Source organism: Micromonospora sp. WMMD736, assembly GCF_049179015.1.
Lineage (GTDB): Bacteria > Actinomycetota > Actinomycetes > Mycobacteriales > Micromonosporaceae > Micromonospora.
Genome location: NZ_JBMHMI010000001.1, coordinates 4,516,211 through 4,532,413, shown reverse-complemented (window position 1 = coordinate 4,532,413; position 16,203 = coordinate 4,516,211). Strand labels below are relative to the sequence as shown.

The 16,203-nt window shown below is 73.2% G+C and carries 11 protein-coding genes; 8 read left to right on the top strand and 3 right to left on the bottom strand.

Annotated features, from left to right (window positions below):
- Positions 1-9 precede the first annotated feature (9 nt).
- Positions 10-1,878 carry a molecular chaperone DnaK gene (gene dnaK / locus ACN269_RS20375; RefSeq protein ID WP_421473911.1) on the bottom strand — a complete coding sequence of 623 codons (1,869 nt, stop codon included), beginning with the start codon at positions 1,876-1,878 and terminating at the stop codon, positions 10-12.
- Between the two features lie 219 nt (positions 1,879-2,097).
- On the opposite strand from dnaK, the gene ACN269_RS20370 reads away from it, so the two are divergent.
- The 3 genes from ACN269_RS20370 to ACN269_RS20360 are packed head-to-tail and all read left to right on the top strand — an operon-like array spanning position 2,098 to position 6,883.
- Entirely contained in the window at positions 2,098-3,939 is a 1,842-nt protein-coding gene (locus ACN269_RS20370) for an ABC transporter (protein ID WP_421473910.1), read from the top strand.
- Complete coding sequence (locus ACN269_RS20365; RefSeq protein ID WP_421473909.1) at positions 3,936-5,621, top strand: GTPase; 1,686 nt, start codon at positions 3,936-3,938, stop codon at positions 5,619-5,621. The genes ACN269_RS20370 and ACN269_RS20365 overlap by 4 nt, the downstream gene beginning before the upstream one ends.
- A 38-nt stretch (positions 5,622-5,659) precedes the next feature.
- On the top strand, positions 5,660-6,883 hold the full coding sequence (locus ACN269_RS20360; protein WP_421473908.1) for a hypothetical protein: 1,224 nt from the start codon (positions 5,660-5,662) through the stop codon (positions 6,881-6,883).
- A gap of 50 nt (positions 6,884-6,933) precedes the next feature.
- On the opposite strand, the gene ACN269_RS20355 is transcribed toward ACN269_RS20360, so the two are convergent.
- Both ACN269_RS20355 and ACN269_RS20350 read right to left on the bottom strand, forming a co-directional pair.
- Positions 6,934-7,557 (bottom strand): phosphoesterase PA-phosphatase, encoded by a 624-nt coding sequence (locus ACN269_RS20355; RefSeq protein ID WP_421473907.1) that lies wholly within the window; start codon positions 7,555-7,557, stop codon positions 6,934-6,936.
- A gap of 261 nt (positions 7,558-7,818) precedes the next feature.
- Positions 7,819-8,655 carry a hypothetical protein gene (locus ACN269_RS20350; protein ID WP_421473906.1) on the bottom strand — a complete coding sequence of 279 codons (837 nt, stop codon included), beginning with the start codon at positions 8,653-8,655 and terminating at the stop codon, positions 7,819-7,821.
- A gap of 522 nt (positions 8,656-9,177) precedes the next feature.
- Here ACN269_RS20350 and pdhA point away from each other — a divergent pair.
- The 5 genes from pdhA to ACN269_RS20325 all read left to right on the top strand — a co-directional run bounded on the left by pdhA (position 9,178) and on the right by ACN269_RS20325 (position 16,113).
- A complete protein-coding gene (gene pdhA / locus ACN269_RS20345; RefSeq protein WP_421473905.1) occupies positions 9,178-10,353 on the top strand; it encodes a pyruvate dehydrogenase (acetyl-transferring) E1 component subunit alpha in 1,176 nt (391 codons plus the stop codon).
- Positions 10,353-11,342 carry an alpha-ketoacid dehydrogenase subunit beta gene (locus tag ACN269_RS20340; RefSeq protein ID WP_421473904.1) on the top strand — a complete coding sequence of 330 codons (990 nt, stop codon included), beginning with the start codon at positions 10,353-10,355 and terminating at the stop codon, positions 11,340-11,342. Before pdhA ends, ACN269_RS20340 begins: the two co-directional genes overlap by 1 nt.
- A 5-nt stretch (positions 11,343-11,347) precedes the next feature.
- Complete coding sequence (locus ACN269_RS20335; RefSeq protein WP_421476457.1) at positions 11,348-12,838, top strand: dihydrolipoamide acetyltransferase family protein; 1,491 nt, start codon at positions 11,348-11,350, stop codon at positions 12,836-12,838.
- Between the two features lie 219 nt (positions 12,839-13,057).
- Entirely contained in the window at positions 13,058-13,198 is a 141-nt protein-coding gene (locus ACN269_RS20330; protein WP_355048476.1) for a hypothetical protein, read from the top strand.
- Positions 13,199-13,563: 365 nt separating this feature from the next.
- The gene (locus ACN269_RS20325; protein WP_421473903.1) at positions 13,564-16,113 is read left to right on the top strand and encodes an LppU/SCO3897 family protein; all 2,550 of its coding nucleotides are present in this window, start codon (positions 13,564-13,566) and stop codon (positions 16,111-16,113) included.
- The last annotated feature ends 90 nt before the right edge of the window (positions 16,114-16,203 follow it).

Here is a 16,203-nt window from a genome sequence, read left to right as displayed (position 1 = left end):
GGCGGGCAGTCACTTCTTGCCGTCCTCGTCCACGATCTCCGCGTCGACCACGTCGTCGGGGCCGCCGGTCTGCGGGCCACCCGTGGCACCGGCCGCACCGGCCGCGCCCGGGCCGGCCTCGCCGCCGGGCTGACCCTGCTCGGCCTGCTGGGCGTAGAGCAGCGAGCCCGCCTGCTGGGAGACCTGCGCCAGCTTCTCGTGCGCCGACTTGATCTTCTCGATGTCCTGGCCGCCCAGGGCGCCCCGCAGCTCGCCGAGCGCCTCGTTGAGCTGGCCCCGGTTCTCGCTGGGCAGCTTGTCGCCACTCTCGGCCAGGAACTTCTCGGTCTGCCACTGCAGCGCCTCGGCCACGTTGCGCGTCTCGGCGTCGTCGCGACGACGCTTGTCCTCCTCCGCGTGCTCCTCGGCGTCCCGGCGCATGCGCTCGATGTCGTCCTTCGGCAGCGAGGAGCCGCCGGTGATCGTCATCTTCTGTTCCTTGCCGGTGCCCAGGTCCTTGGCGTGCACGTTGACGATGCCGTTGGCGTCGATGTCGAAGGCGACCTCGATCTGCGGCACGCCGCGCGGCGCCGGCGGGAGGCCGGTCAGCTCGAAGGTGCCGAGCTTCTTGTTGTAGGCCGCGATCTCCCGCTCGCCCTGGAACACCTGGATCAGCACCGACGGCTGGTTGTCGTCGGCGGTGGTGAACACCTCGGAGCGCTTGGTCGGGATGGTGGTGTTGCGCTCGATGAGCTTGGTGAAGATGCCGCCCTTGGTCTCGATGCCCAGGCTCAGCGGGGTCACGTCGAGCAGCAGGACGTCCTTGACCTCACCCTTGAGCACACCGGCCTGCAGGGCGGCGCCGACGGCGACGACCTCGTCCGGGTTGACGCCCTTGTTGGGGTCGCGGCCGGTGAGCTGCTTGACCAGGTCGGTCACGGCCGGCATCCGGGTCGAACCACCGACCAGGATGACGTGCTCGACGTCGGAGATCTTGATCCCGGCGTCCTTCACGGCCTGCTCGAACGGGCCCTTGCAGCGGTCCAGCAGGTCCTGCGTCATCCGCTGGAACTCGGCGCGGCTGAGCGTCACGTCCAGGTGCAGCGGGCCGGCGGAGCCGGCGGTGATGTACGGCAGGTTGATGTTGGTGGTGGTGGCGGCGGACAGCTCGATCTTGGCCTTCTCGGCGGCCTCACGGAGGCGCTGGAGGGCCATCTTGTCCTGACCGAGGTCGATGCCGTGCTCACCGCGGAACGTCTTGACCAGGTGGTCGATGATCCGCTGGTCCCAGTCGTCGCCACCGAGGTGGTTGTCACCGCTGGTCGACTTGACCTCGATGACGCCCTCGGCCAGCTCCAGCAGCGACACGTCGAAGGTGCCGCCACCGAGGTCGAAGACCAGGACGGTCTGCTCCTTGGAGCCCTTGTCCAGCCCGTACGCCAGGGCGGCCGCGGTCGGCTCGTTGACGATCCGCAGCACGTTGAAGCCGGCGATCTCACCGGCCTCCTTGGTGGCCTGGCGCTGGCTGTCGTTGAAGTAGGCCGGGACGGTGATCACCGCGTCGGTGATCTGCTCACCCAGGTACGCCTCGGCGTCCCGCTTGAGCTTCATCAGGGTCCGGGCCGAGATCTCCTGCGGGGTGTACTTCTTGCCGTCGATGTCGACGGACCAGTTCGTGCCGACCTCACGCTTGACCGAACGGATCGTCCGGTCCGGGTTGGTCACCGCCTGGCGCTTCGCGACCTCACCGACGAGCACCTCGCCGTTGCGGGCGAACGCGACGATCGACGGGGTCGTCCGCGAGCCCTCAGCGTTGGCGATGACGGTGGGCTCACCGCCCTCGAGAACGCTGACGCAGGAGTTCGTCGTGCCGAGGTCGATACCGACCGCACGTGCCATCTTCGCTTCCTCGCTTCGTAAGGTTGTGCAGGTGACGGGCACCGCCCGCTACTGCTCGGCGGGCCCGCCCGCAGCGGTCCCGACCACAAGTTGAGTGAACTTGACTCAATAGTGCCACGCGTCTGCCAATCGTCAAGTCGAGTTGAGCCGACCCGACGCAACCCAGACGTTATTACCGTCCGGTTGTCTTCCCTTGCATCGGTCGGGCACGCTTTAGCGGTGACGACGCACGGCGATTCCGCCACCCGTTCCGGCGCGCCCGCCGTCGCCGCCCGCACCGTCCCGCCGGACGCTGCCCAGGAGCCGTCAGTCACCACCGGGGACGACAGCCTCCCCGGCGCGCTGGCGGGCCTGAGGGCCGCGATCGGCGCGACCCGCTACCCGCTCGCGCTGCCCTCCGCCAACGCGGCCCGGCAGGCTGCCGGTGCCCTCACCGATCAGCTCGACGACTACCTGCTGCCCCGGCTGGCCCGGCTCGACGCCCCGCTGCTCGTCGTGGTCGGCGGCTCCACCGGCGCGGGGAAGTCGACCCTGGTCAACAGCCTGGTCAAGGCCCGGGTCAGCGCCGCCGGGGTGCTGCGTCCCACCACCCGCTCCCCGGTGCTGGTCTGCAACCCGGCCGACGCGACCTGGTTCCGGCAGGGTGACCTGCTACCCGGGCTGACGCGTACCACCGAGCCGAGTGACGACCCACGCTCACTACACCTGGTCAGCGCGCCGGCCCTACCCCCTGGCCTCGCGTTCCTCGACGCGCCGGACATCGACTCGGTGGTCGACGCCAACCGCGCCCTCGCGGGCCAACTGCTCGCCGCCGCCGACCTCTGGCTCTTCGTCACCACCGCCGCCCGGTACGCCGACGCGGTGCCCTGGGAACTGCTACGCAGCGCGCGGGGCCGGGGAGCCGTGATCGCCATGGTGCTCGACCGGGTGCCGGCCGAGGCCAGCGACGAGATCGCCGCGCACCTGACCGAGATGCTCGCCACCCAGGACCTGGACCGGGCACCCCTGTTCGTCCTGCCGGAGACCTGGGTCGACGGTCAGGGGCTGCTGCCCGAGGGGGTCACCGCGCCGCTGGCCGAGTGGTTCGCCCGACTCGCCGCCGACGCCGACGCCCGTTCCGCGGTGGTCCGGCAGACGCTGGACGGCGCGCTGGCCGCCCTGCACCCCGCCGTCGAGGAGCTGGCCGACGCCGCCGACGAGCAGGTCACCGCCGCCGACGCGCTGGACGAGCGGGTACGGGCGGCGTACCGCACCGCCGAGCGGACCGTCGAGCAGGGTCTGCGGGACGGTCGACTGCTCCGCGGTGAAGTGCTGGCCCGCTGGCAGGAGTTCGTCGGCACCGGCGAGTTCTTCCGCACCCTGGAGGCCCGCATCGGGCGTCTGCGGGACCGGGTGGTGGCCGCCGTCACCGGCCGGCCCGCGCCCGCCGCCGAGCTGCGCAACGCCATCGAGTCGCAGCTCGTCACCCTGCTGCGCGGGGTGGCGTCCGAGGCCGCCGAATCCGCGTATACCGGGTGGAAGGCGCACCCGGCCGGCGCGGACCTGCTCGATCCGGCGCTCGCCCACCCGAGCGGCGACCTGCCCGAACGCGCCGAGCGGATGGTCCGGGACTGGCAACGCGGCGTGCTGGAACTGGTCCGCGTCGAGGGTGGCGACAAGCGGTTCGTGGCCCGGACGGCCGCGTACGCGGTGAACGCCACCGGGCTGGCCGTGATGATCGCCGTGTTCGCCTCGACCGCGTTCATCCCCACCGGGTTGGAGGTGGCGACCGGGGCCGGTACGACGGTCGCCGCGCAGGCCGTACTCCAGGCGATCTTCGGCGACCAGGCGGTGCGTACCCTCGCTGCCAAGGCCCGGGTCGACCTGTTGGCGCGGGTGCGGACGCTGCTGGACGCGGAGGCCGACCGCTTCCTCGCCCGCACCGCCGACGCCCGGCCCGCCGGGGCGGCCGGCGAGACGCTGCGCCAGGCTGCCGGGCGGGTCGAGCTGGCCCGGCACCGCAGCGGCCTCGCCGACCACGACGGCACCCTGCCGGCCGGCGACGAGGAGGGTTCGCGATGAGCAACATCGCCGGCCGGGTACGCGAAGCCTTCCGCGGTGACCAGCGGATCGACCCGGACGGGCTGATCGCCCGCCTGGACGCGGTACGCCGGCTGCTGACCGCCGTCGACGGTCTGCTGCCCGACGCCGAACTGGTGCCCGCGCACACCCTGGTCGAACGGGCCGGCACCCGGCTCGCGCTGTCCCGCGACCACACCGTCGTCGCCCTCGCCGGCGCGACCGGGAGCGGCAAGTCCAGCCTGTTCAACGCGCTGGCCCAACTCGAACTCTCACCGGTCGGCGTGCGCCGGCCCACCACCGGTGTGACACACGCGTGCGTGTGGGGCCCGCTGGAGGACGCCAACCGGCTGCTCGACTGGATCGGGGTGCTGCCCCGGCACCGCTTCGTCCGCGAGAGCGCGCTCGACGGCGACGACGAGACGCCCCTGCACGGCCTGATCCTGCTCGACCTGCCCGACTTCGACTCGGTGCAGCGGTCCCACCGCCTCGAGGTGGACCGGTTGCTCGGCCTCGTCGACCAGGTCGTCTGGGTGGTCGACCCGCAGAAGTACGCCGACCGGGTCATCCACGACAGCTACCTGCGCGAGTTCCACCGGCACCGGGACGTCACCCTGGTCGTGCTCAACCAGGCCGACCGGCTGCCCGCGGCCGAACTGCCCCGCGTCCTGGACGACCTGCGCCGACTGCTCGACTCCGACGGGCTGACCGGCGTACCCCTGCTCGCCACCACCGCCATCGACCCGGCGGGGATGGTCGGGCTGCGCACCGCGCTGGAGCGTACGGTCGCCGAGCGGCAGGCCGCCCTGCGTCGACTGGCCGGCGACGTCGACACGGTCGTCGCCGGGCTGGACGAGATGATCGGCTCGGCCCGACCGGTCGGCGGTCCGAACGACGCGACCGTCGCCGGGCTGAACCGGGCGCTGGCCGGCGCCGCCGGAGTGCCGGCGGTGAGCGAGGCGGTGGAGCGGGCGTACCGACATCGAGCCGGTGCGGCCACCGGCTGGCCGGTGGTCCGGGGCTGGCGGCGGCTGCGGCCCGACCCGCTGCGCCGGCTGCACCTGCCCGGCCCGACCGGCGCGGACGCCGACCCGGCCGAGAGCCTGGTGGCGGCGACCTCGGTGCCCGATCCGACGGCCGCCCAACGGTCGGCGCTCGGTCTGGCGATCCGTGCCGTGGCCGACCGGGCCGGCGGCGACCTGCCCGCCGCCTGGCCGACGGCGGTGACCTCCGCGGCCCGGTCCCGCCTCGACGACCTGCCGGACGCACTGGACCGCGCGATCGCCGGCACGGACCTCGGCCTCAACCACCAGCCGGTCTGGTGGCGGGTCGTCGGTGGCGTGCAGTGGCTGGTCACCCTGGCCGCCGTGGTCGGCCTGGGCTGGCTGGCACTCGGCTACGCGCTGCGCGCGCTCGGCCTGCCCGCGCTCGACAACCCCATGGTCGGGCAGGTGCCGCTGCCGACCGTGCTGCTGCTCGGTGGCCTGCTGGCCGGGCTGCTGACGGCGGCGCTGACCCGACCGGTCGTACGCTGGGCGGCCCAACGTGCGCGGGCCCGAGCCCGGCAGCGCCTGACGGTCCGGGTCGCCGAGGTCGGCGAGGAGTACGTGCTCGCCCCGGTACGGATCGTGCTCACCTCGTACGCGCAGGCGCGCGACGCGCTGCGCGAAGCTGCCCGCCGCTGACGCCTCTGCGTACGCCCCGAGCGGCGTAGGGTCGAAGCATGGCCACGCCTCAGACCCCTTACGACGCGGTGCTGCACGCCGCACGCGACGTGACCAAGCTGGAGTCCGCCCTCGACGCCGAGATGCTCGGCAGCGCGCTGCTGGGCAGTGTCTACGCCATCGCGGAGACCGACCGTGACACCGCCGTGCGGGAGTTCGTCACCGGGTTCCTCGCCGCCACCGCCCGCCGCCGGATCGCGGCGGCGACCACCATCCGCCAGGTCTTCGCCGCGCTCGTCCCGACCGCCGAAGGCGTCGAGCGGGTACGTCCCGGCAGTCAGGCCCCGGCCTGGTCAGGCCAGCTCGGCCGGGTGCACCTCACCGGCAGCTGGGCGTACGGCGACGTCTACGGCGACCAGACCTCCTACCTCGCCACCTTCGCGTACGACGACGCGGCCGGCGGCCCGGAGCACGCGCTGGTGGCCCTCGTCGACCACAACATCGGGATCACCAAGGACATCTTCGTGGGCGGGCCCGCCGAACGGATCCTGGACCAGGTCCGGCAGATGTGCGCGGACGACGAGCTGACCTGGTTCCGCACCGAGGACCCGGCCCGGCTGCGCGGCGAGGTGGCCCGTCACCTCTCGGTCACCGACGACCTGGGTGAGTTGCCCGGCGAGGGCTCGCTCGCCACCGACCGCGCGCTCGTCGGCGCCCGGCTCGCGATGCTGCCCACGGCCGCCGTGCCGACCGGCCCGGACGAGGTCGAACCGCTATCCGCCGCCGAGCGCACCGACCTGGTCCGGCGGTTCCTGGCATCACCGGAGGCCGCCCGGTTCGGCCTCGACACCGTCGACGGTCCCGAGCTCGCATCGCTGCACTTCTGCCTGAGCCTGCTGCTGGACCACGCGGCGTCCTTCCCCGACTCCGACCCGATGCGGTGGAGCCCGGCGGTGTCCGGGCTCTTCCTGCTCGACTGGGTACACCGCCGTGCCGTGCTCGACATGGACGACGCGGCGATGCTGCCCCGGGTACTGCGCGCCTGGGCTCGGTACGCGTCACAGCAGCGCGGACTGCCCGAGGCCGCCGCCGAACGGACCGACGAGGCGATCGAGGAGATGGTGCCGGAGTTCGCCCGGCTCTACTCGACCGGCGAGCGACGTAGCCCGGCCACGGCGGCCGTCGCGCAGCTCATGGCCGACGGCGTGGACCCGGACGACCCGGCCGCGCTGGACGCCTGGATCGAGGCGAACCGGCACCGACTCGCCGACGACGGCGCCTGACGGCATCGGGCGGGTGGCAGCACCGAGCCGCCCGCCCGGCAGGTCCGTCCTCAGCGCAGGGCACCGAAGACGACCGCGGCGATCAGCGCGCCGAGTCCTCCGCCGGCGAGCACCTGCGCGACGGTGTGGTCCCGCAGGCGTACCCGGGCCCAACCGACCACGCCCAACAGCGGCGCGGCGACCAGGAACCCGCGCCCGAAGGTCAGCGTCAGGATGACCAGGGTGCCGGCGGAGACCGCCGAGTGGATCGACATCTTCCACCAGTGGCTCACCGACACGGCGACCACCAGTCCGACCAGCCCGGCCACCGCCAGCGCCAGCAGGGGCCGTGGTGCGCCGAGGACGACGAGCAGGGCGAGCCCGGCGGTGACCGAGCCGAGTCCGACCAGCAGGGGGATCCGGCGCTGCTCCCGGCGGCCGATGTGGTGGTCGGTGAGCCGCCCCCGGCGGACCCCGCCGACGATGTAGGCGAACGGGATGCCGGTGACGAAGACCGTCGCGAGCAGGCCCCACACCAACCCTCGAACGCTGCCCCGACTGCTGTGCCAGCTCACGGTGATGATCAGCAGCGACACCAACACGGCCGGGGCGGTCAGCTCGGTGACGAGCCGGGCGACCCGCAGCCCAGGACCACGACGAGGGCCGACCGGGCGGGGTTCCACACCGCCGCCCACGCCACCCCCTCCGCTGACCAGCGCCGTCTCGGCGACACCTGCCCGACACCGTACCGCCGAAAAGGCCCCCGAACGGCAGCTCCCGCCCCCGGACCCGCCCCCGCCCAAGCGGCCGCTCGCGGTGATCAAGAAGTTTGCGTCACCACGACCGCGCTTCTTGACGCAAACCTCTTGATCACCGAGGTCCGGTGGGCTGCGCGGGTCCACGATCGCGCCGATCTTGCGGTTTCTGCTGTCGTTTTGGGCGTATCACGCCTTATGTCACGACAGGAAGTACAAGATCGCGGCGGGTTCGGGGGCGGCGGCGGGGATGGGCGCGAGCGACGGTGACGGCGCGGTGGTGGGCGGACGTGGGGTCGCGGACGGGTGTGGGGTCGCGGACGGGGGTGGGGTGGGCGACGGGGGTGGGGTGCGCGGGGGCGCGGAGAGCGTGTTGGTGGGGACGGCGGTGGCGGTGGGTGTCGTCGGATCGGTCGTGGCGGGCGTACCCGGGTCGGTGGCGGTGGGTGTCGTCGGATCGGTCGGCGACGGGCTCGGGGTGGACGTCTCGGTCGGGTCCGGGTCCGGTGGCGCGGTCGGCGACGGTATCGAGGACGGGCTGGGCGGCGACCCGGCCGGCGGGGTGCTGCGGGTGGGCCGGGGTGCCGGAGGCGCGGACACCACCCGGCGGGTGGGCACCCGGTCGTCGACGTGCGGGCCGTACCACGACTCGTCCGGGACACGCCGCGGAGCGCCGGGCAGCCAGTCGGTGGTCGCGGTCGGGCCGGCGCTGGGTGTGCCGGGGGACGGGAGCACGGGCGGCGGCGGCTGACTGGTCACCGGCATCGGGATGACCACCGGCCCGACCGACGGGGTCGGGAAGAACGGCGTGCTGGTGTCCGGCAACGCGGAGGTGCCGGGGGTGGCCGAGCCAGCGCTGAGCGCCGCGAGCACGGGCATCGACGCGGTGCCGGCCAGGAGTGCGACGGTGAGCAGGTATCCCCGGGAGGGAGCACCCGCTCCGGGTGCCCGGTGCGCCCCGATCACCCGGCGGTAGCCGCCTGGCGAACGGTGGCGGCCGAGCACGGGTGTGCCGGGCCCGTCACCTGACTCGTCCACCGCACACCCCTCGTCGTCGGACCCTGTGGTCGCTGTGGGCACCGCGTGGGGCGGTTAATCCGGCCAATCACCCGATCGGTGCGATCCTGCGGGAATCAGCGTCGCCCAGTTACGGTCCGTCAGCCAACACCCACCGCGTGTCGACACGCGACACTGACCGAACGGTGACGAACCAGCACCGGATGCCCGGTGGACGCGCAGCGGCACGATGACGACAAAGGCCGGCAAACCGTAGACGGTCGGAATGCGACCCGGGCGTACTGTGGGCACGCTCACCTGCTCTGAGAATATGGAGCACGACGGCAACGCAGCCGCGACCTCCGCGCACCCCCGCGGCAGGCGCGGCCCGGCGCCGGCGCTCCCGATCCGGGTTCGGCCAGAACCCGGCTCACGCCGCGCGGCAACCCCCACCCGGGCTAGGCGCGGCCGCCAGGAACCGGTCCGGCAGCAGCCGGACAGGCGCACGAGTTGCGTGGCCGGGTGACCCCCCGGTGCCGACGCAGACACGACAGGGAGAGACCGATGGCAAAGGGCGACCCCGGGGGCACCACCCGCAGCAGGCGGGCAGCTCCCCGCTCCAGAAAGGGCGCGGCCGGCAACCCCGAGCTGGTGCAGCTGCTCACCCCCGAAGGCGAGCGGATCGACAGCGCCACCGGACCGGACGGCACCGAATACCGCGTCGACTTCACCGACGAGGAGTACCGCGGGCTCTACCGCGACCTGGTGCTGGTCCGCAAGCTGGACGCCGAGGCGACCGCATTGCAGCGGCAGGGCGAGCTGGGCCTCTGGGCCAGCCTGCTCGGCCAGGAGGCGGCGCAGGTCGGCTCGGGGCGCGCGCTGCGTCCGCAGGACATGGCCTTCCCGACCTACCGGGAGCACGGCGTCCTCTACTGCCGGGGCATCGACCCGATCATGCCGCTCGGCCTGTTCCGCGGCGTCGACCAGGGCGGCTGGGACCCGAACGAGTTCAAGTTCAATATGTACACGATCGTCATCGGGGCGCAGACCCTGCACGCGACCGGGTACGCCATGGGCATCACCATGGACGGCAAGGTCGGCACCGACGACGGCGAGGCCGCGATCGCCTACTTCGGCGACGGAGCCACCAGCCAGGGCGACGTCAACGAGGCATTCGTCTGGGCCAGCGTGTTCAACGCGCCGCTGGTCTTCTTCTGCCAGAACAACCAGTACGCGATCTCCGAGCCGCTGGAGCGGCAGACCCGTGTCCCGCTCTACCAGCGGGCCGCCGGCTTCGGTTTCCCCGGCGTACGGGTGGACGGCAATGACGTGCTGGCGTCGTACGCGGTCACCCGCACGGCACTGGACAACGCGCGGCACGGGCAGGGTCCGAGCCTGATCGAGGCGTACACCTACCGGATGGGCGCGCACACCACCTCCGACGACCCGACCCGCTACCGGATCGCCAGCGAAGTGGAGTCGTGGCAGGCGAAGGACCCGATCCTGCGGGTCAGGACCTTCCTGGAGAAGCAGCAGATCGCCGACGCGGCCTTCTTCGCCGAGGTCGACGAGCAGGCCCGCCGCGAGTCGGTGCACCTGCGCGAGCGGGTGCTCGCCATGCCCAACCCGGAGCCGGTGACGATGTTCGACCACGTCTACCCCAACGGCTCCCCGCTGCTCGACGAGCAGCGTGCGCAGTTCAACCGCTACATGGAGTCGTTCGAGGGGAGCGCCCACTGATGGCCACGGAGACGCTCACCATCGGCAAGGCCCTCAACACCGGTCTGCGTCGCGCCCTGGAGAACGACCCCAAGGTCGTCATCATGGGCGAGGACGTCGGCAAGCTCGGCGGCGTCTTCCGGATCACCGACGGGCTCCAGAAGGACTTCGGCGACCAGCGGGTGATCGACACCCCGCTCGCCGAGTCCGGCATCATCGGTACCGCCGTCGGCCTGGCCATCCGTGGCTACCGGCCGGTCTGCGAGATCCAGTTCGACGGCTTCGTCTACCCCGCGTACGACCAGATCGTGTCGCAGGTGGCGAAGATGCACTACCGCTCGGGCGGCAAGCTCAGCATCCCGATGGTGATCCGGATTCCGTTCGGCGGCGGCATCGGCGCGGTCGAGCACCACTCCGAGTCGCCGGAGGCGTACTTCGCGCACACCGCCGGCCTGAAGGTGGTGACCTGCGCCAACCCGCAGGACGCGTACGTGATGATCCAGCAGGCCATCGCCTCGGACGACCCGATCGTCTTCCTGGAGCCCAAGCGGCGCTACTGGGAGAAGGGTCAGGTGGACCTGGACGCGCCGCTGTCCGACGCGTACCCCCTGCACTCGGCCCGCGTGGTGCGGCCCGGCACGGACGCGACCGTGCTGGCGTACGGCCCGATGGTGCGCACGTGCCTGGAGGCCGCGACGGCCGCCGCCGAGGACGGCCGGGAGCTGGAGGTCATCGACCTGCGCACGCTGTCCCCGCTGGACCTGGGCGCGGTCTACGAGTCGGTGAAGCGCACCGGCCGCGCGGTCGTGGTGCACGAGGCGCCGTCCAACATCGGGCTGGGCGCCGAGCTGGCGGCACGGATCACCGAGGAGTGCTTCTATTCCCTGGAGTCGCCCGTGCTGCGGGTGACCGGCTTCGACACCCCCTACCCGGCGGCCCGGGTGGAGGAGGAGTACCTGCCCGACCTCGACCGGGTGCTCGACGCCGTCGACCGCACCTTCGGCTGGTGAGCGACATGTCCCGGATCAAGACGTTCAACCTGCCCGACCTGGGCGAGGGACTGACCGAGGGCGAGATCCTGGCCTGGCTGGTCAAGGTCGGCGACACCATCGAGCTGAACCAGCCGATCGTCGAGGTCGAGACGGCCAAGGCCGCGGTGGAGATCCCGGCGAAGTGGGCCGGGCAGGTGCAGGCGATCCATCACCCGGAGGGCACCACGGTCGAGGTCGGTACGCCGATCATCGCGATCGACACCGACCCCGGTGCGGGCCCGCTGGACACCACGGCCACGCCCGCCGGTGACCTGCCCACTCCGTCGGCGGCGTCGCTGGCGGCCGTGGAGGTGGCTCCCGCCGAGGGCATGGTCGAGCCGGGCCTGATCGGTGGTGCCGCCCCGGGCGGCCGCACGGCGGTCCTGGTCGGCTACGGCCCCCGTACGACAAGCGCGAAGCGCCGCCCCCGCAAGGGTGCCGTCCCGGCGCAGGCCGCGACCCCCGTGGCCCCCAGTGGGGTCGATCATGGAGTTGTGGTGGGTGACAAAATCACCCCGACCTCCGCAAGGCCGGCACCACAAGTCCATGATCGACGCGGCGGGGCGGGCGGGGCAGGCACGGCGGTCGTGCTGGCCAAGCCGCCGGTGCGGAAGTTGGCCAAGGATCTTGGGGTTGACCTGCGGGTGCTGATCGGGTCGGGGCCGCTGGGCTCGATCACCCGGGAGGACGTACAGCGGGCGGCGAGCGGGACCCCCACGGTGGCCGAGCCGGTCGCGGTGACCTCGACCGCGACGAGCGCCGCGAACTTCGGCGCGGACCGTGAGCAGCGCATCCCGGTCAAGGGGGTCCGCAAGCTCACCGCCGAGAACATGTCCCGCTCGGCGTTCACCGCCCCGCACGTGACGGAGTTCCTGACCGTCGACGTGACCCGGGCGATGAGGGCGTTGGAGCGCCTGCGGGGCCGGCGCGAGTGGCGCGATGTACGGGTCTCGCCGTTGCTGCTGGTGGCGAAGGCCGTACTGCTGGCCGTCAAGCGTCACCCCATGGTCAACTCGACCTGGGCGGGTGACGAGATCGTGGTCAAGGAGTACGTCAACCTCGGTATCGCGGCGGCGACCGAACGCGGCCTGATCGTGCCCAACGTCAAGGACGCCGGTCGGCTCTCGCTCCGCGAGCTGGCGGACGCGTTGAACGACCTGGTGCAGACGGCGAAGTCCGGCCGCACCTCGCCCGCCGACATGTCCGGCGGCACCCTGACGATCACCAACGTCGGGGTATTCGGCGTGGACACCGGAACGCCGATCCTGCCGCCGGGTGAGTCGGCGATCCTCGCCTTCGGCGCGGTGCGGGAGATGCCCTGGGTGCACAAGGGCAAGGTCAAGGTTCGGCAGGTGACCACCCTGGGGCTGAGCTTCGACCACCGGATCATCGACGGTGAGCTGGGCTCGAAGTTCCTGCGCGACATCGGCGACTTCCTCGCCGACCCCGAGGCGGCGCTGCTCGCCTGGACCTGACGGTTCGCGACGCCAGCCACGGCCGGTGTGCCACGGGTTAACGCCCGGCACACCGGCCGTGTCCGTTGGTCGACGAAATCGTCGGCAGCACCCCCTTGTTGACCTTCGATCATTAGGCAGGTGTCCGAGCTCACCTAATAATCGATGGAAGTTGGCCGGCTTCTGCGGTTGAATAGACACATCAGGGGCCGACAACCGAATAGCCAGGGGGACCCAGCAATGAGCAGCATGATCGAGCGAATCCGCAACCACCGCGAGGCCAACCGCCGCGCCCGTGCCATCGAGCACGCGTTGCGCTCGGCGAACTCGCCGGCCGTTCGCGAGGAGCTTCTCGTCATCGCCCAGCGTCACATGAGCTGACGCTCCACGACTTCCCTCACCTCCTCCAGATCGATGGCCCTCCCGGCTCACCGGGTGGGCCATCGGCATTCCACCCGCGCGTCACACCGGGACGCCCGCACGTGACACCGGGATTCCGCGCTGCCGCAGCGCCCGGTACGGTGGGCTTCGGTCGCCGCCCGCCGGCCCGGCCGACGCCGAGCCGATAGAAGCTGCTCGACACCACCCGGCGACGGGCAGTGACGACCGGTGCTCCTTTGGACGCCCCAAGGGGCCACCGGATACGGTGCGGGGAGCCGGCACGGCGGTACGCCGGTGACGCCGGCAGCCATGCCGAGGAGACCGATCGGCACCGGCGGCCGACATGTGATGGAGGAGGCGCACCCATGACGTCCGAGGGCCCGCACCGTCCCGGCCAGGAGCCGGACGAGGTGTCACCGGGCGCCGGCGGACCGGCGCCGTACGGCGACCGCCCGGCGCAGCCGGACAACGGCAACAACGCCGCCGGCCCCGACCTGGGCTGGGCACCACCCCCGCCGCCCGCGCGACCGAACCCGTCCTGGGCGACCCAGGTGGAGCCGCAGCCGAACCCCGCGTGGGGCGCCGCCGCCGCGCCGCAGCCCAGCGAGCCGGCTCAGCCCGCCTGGGCCGCCGGAGGTCCGCCGGAGCCGGCCCCGACCGCCCAGTGGACCCCCGCGCAGCAGGCCTGGACGCCACCCGAGCAGCCGGCCCCCGCCTGGCCCGCCGCCTCCACCGAGCAGCAGCCCGACTGGGCACAGACCCAACCGGCCGCGCGTGGCGCCGCCCAGGTGCCCCCGGCCACCACCGCCTGGCCCGCCCAGGACGACCCGTCCCGCTCCGGCGGATGGGCCGGCGGGGCTGCCCCGGTCAGCCCTCCAGCCCCGGAGTGGCACGCCGAGCCGGCGCAGCCCGCCGGCCGCGCTGGCGTACCCACGCAGCAGGACGACCCGTCGGGATCGGGCGGATGGTCCGTCGGTGCCGCCGCCGCCCGGGAAGACCAGCCCGTGTGGACGCCGGCCGAGCAGGCGCCCCAGACCTGGGGCCAGCCGGCCGAGCAGGCGTCGCCCGGCTGGGCGCCCGCCGAAGCGGCCGGGGCACGCGGCGCGGCCCAGGTCCCGGCCGGTACCTGGCCCGGGCAGGACGAGGCCCCGCAGCCGACGGCCTGGGGTGGCGCAGAGAGCCGTCCGCAGCAACCGGACTGGGTGCTTCCGTCCCAGGACCAGCCGGTCGAGCGTCCGGAACCGACCGCGTGGCCCCAGGCCGAGCAGTCCGGCCCGGCGTCCGCCCGGGCCAGCGTCAGCGTGCCCGGCAACGACGCGACGCCCGGCTGGGCCGCCGCCGGCCCGGACAACCAGGCGCCTGCCGCTCCCGGCGTCGCCCAGGCCGAGCCGTGGGCAGCGGGCGAGGTGTGGGGCCGCGCCGAGGCGGAGGCATCCGCACAGGCCCGCGGCGGCTGGGACGCCGACCGGAGTGACGAGCCGCCGGTGTATCAGCCCGCACCCGCGCCCGGCATCTCACCTGCCAACGCCGTGCCGCTGCCACCGCAGGAGCAGCGCGTACCGGGTGCGAGCCTCGCCGCCGCCCCACCGGCCGACTACGTACCCTCGCCGCCGTTCGCCCCGCTTCCCGAGCAGCCGGCGTACCCCGAGCGGGACACTCCGGACGTACCGCACGAAGCCGAACCGGTCGGCTGGGGCCGGGCCGAGGAGGCGGCGGCTGGTGCCGCCGTCGTGCCCGCTCCGCGTACCTCGCCGGAGTCCGGGGCGGGCCGCGCGGTCGTACCGGCGTCGGACGCCGAATCGGCCGCGGGCGCGGCGGGCCGCGCCTCGGCGAGCGCTTCGGTGCCGCTGGCCAGCCGCGTGATGCCCCCGGCCGACCAGGCCATGCGGCCCGCCAGCACGGCCGCACCCCAACCTCGGGTGTACGGCCGCCCGGCCCGGCCCGAGGAGGACGAGCCGGAGCAGGCGGGTCCCGAGGCGTTCCAGGCCAACCCGAGCCCCGAACACCCGGGCGCACCCGACTGGCAGCAGGAGGCCGACCGCCCCGGCGCCCCGGACTGGCAGCAGGCGCCCGAGCGCCCGGCCGTACCGGACTGGCAGCAGGACGCCGGCCGTCCCAGCGTCCCCGACTGGCAGCAGGCGCCCGAGCGCCCGGCCGTACCGGACTGGCAGAACGGGCCGGAACGGCAGGGCTTCCCCGGCTGGGGCGAGGAACCGCCGTCCGCGCCGAACGCTTTCGGTGAGCCGCCCGCAGCGGCTGCCGCCGCACCGCCGGCCTTCCCGCCCGGTGTGCCGTCCTTCGTCGACGCGCCGGGCAACAACCGGCCGATGAACGGGGTACGGCCGCAGTCCGGCGGGGAGCGTCCGGAGGACCGGTTTGGACCGGGTGCGCCGGCTTCCGGGAGCGCCGCGGTGAACGGTGCTGCGGGCTTCGGCGGGCCGGTCGTCGAGCAGCCGCCGGGGGCGCAGTTCCCGGCCTTCCCGCCGCCGCAGCCCACGCCGTCCTGGGGCCAGGAGCCCAGCGAATCGGACCAGGGTCGGTTCGACGCGTTCAAGCCGGACGCGGCGGAGGAGCCCAAGGCGGAACCGCCCACTCCGAAGGTACGCAACGGGCGGGTCCTGGCCGCGGTGCTGATCGCCGCCGTGCTCATCCTGGCGGTGCCGCTCGGTCTGCTGATGTTGCTCGGCAAGTTCGGTGGCGGCGACGACACGCCGGCCTTCGACCCGGCAGTCGGCACCTGCGTCAAGCAGGTCGGCCAGGGTGCCTCGGAGGTGGCCTGCACCGAGGCGGGCGCGTTCACGATCGTCTCCAAGGTGGATGCGAAGGAGAAGTGCGCCGACCCGGCGCAGCCCCACGTGGTGCTGCCCGGCGAGGGCACCAACCGGGTGCTCTGCCTCAAGCCGGCCACCAAGTAGGACCGACGACGGCGGGGTCACGGGCGACCGTGGCCCCGCCGCTTCGCGCCCGGGATGGTCCCGGCGCGTGATGTCGTCCGGGTCACGACG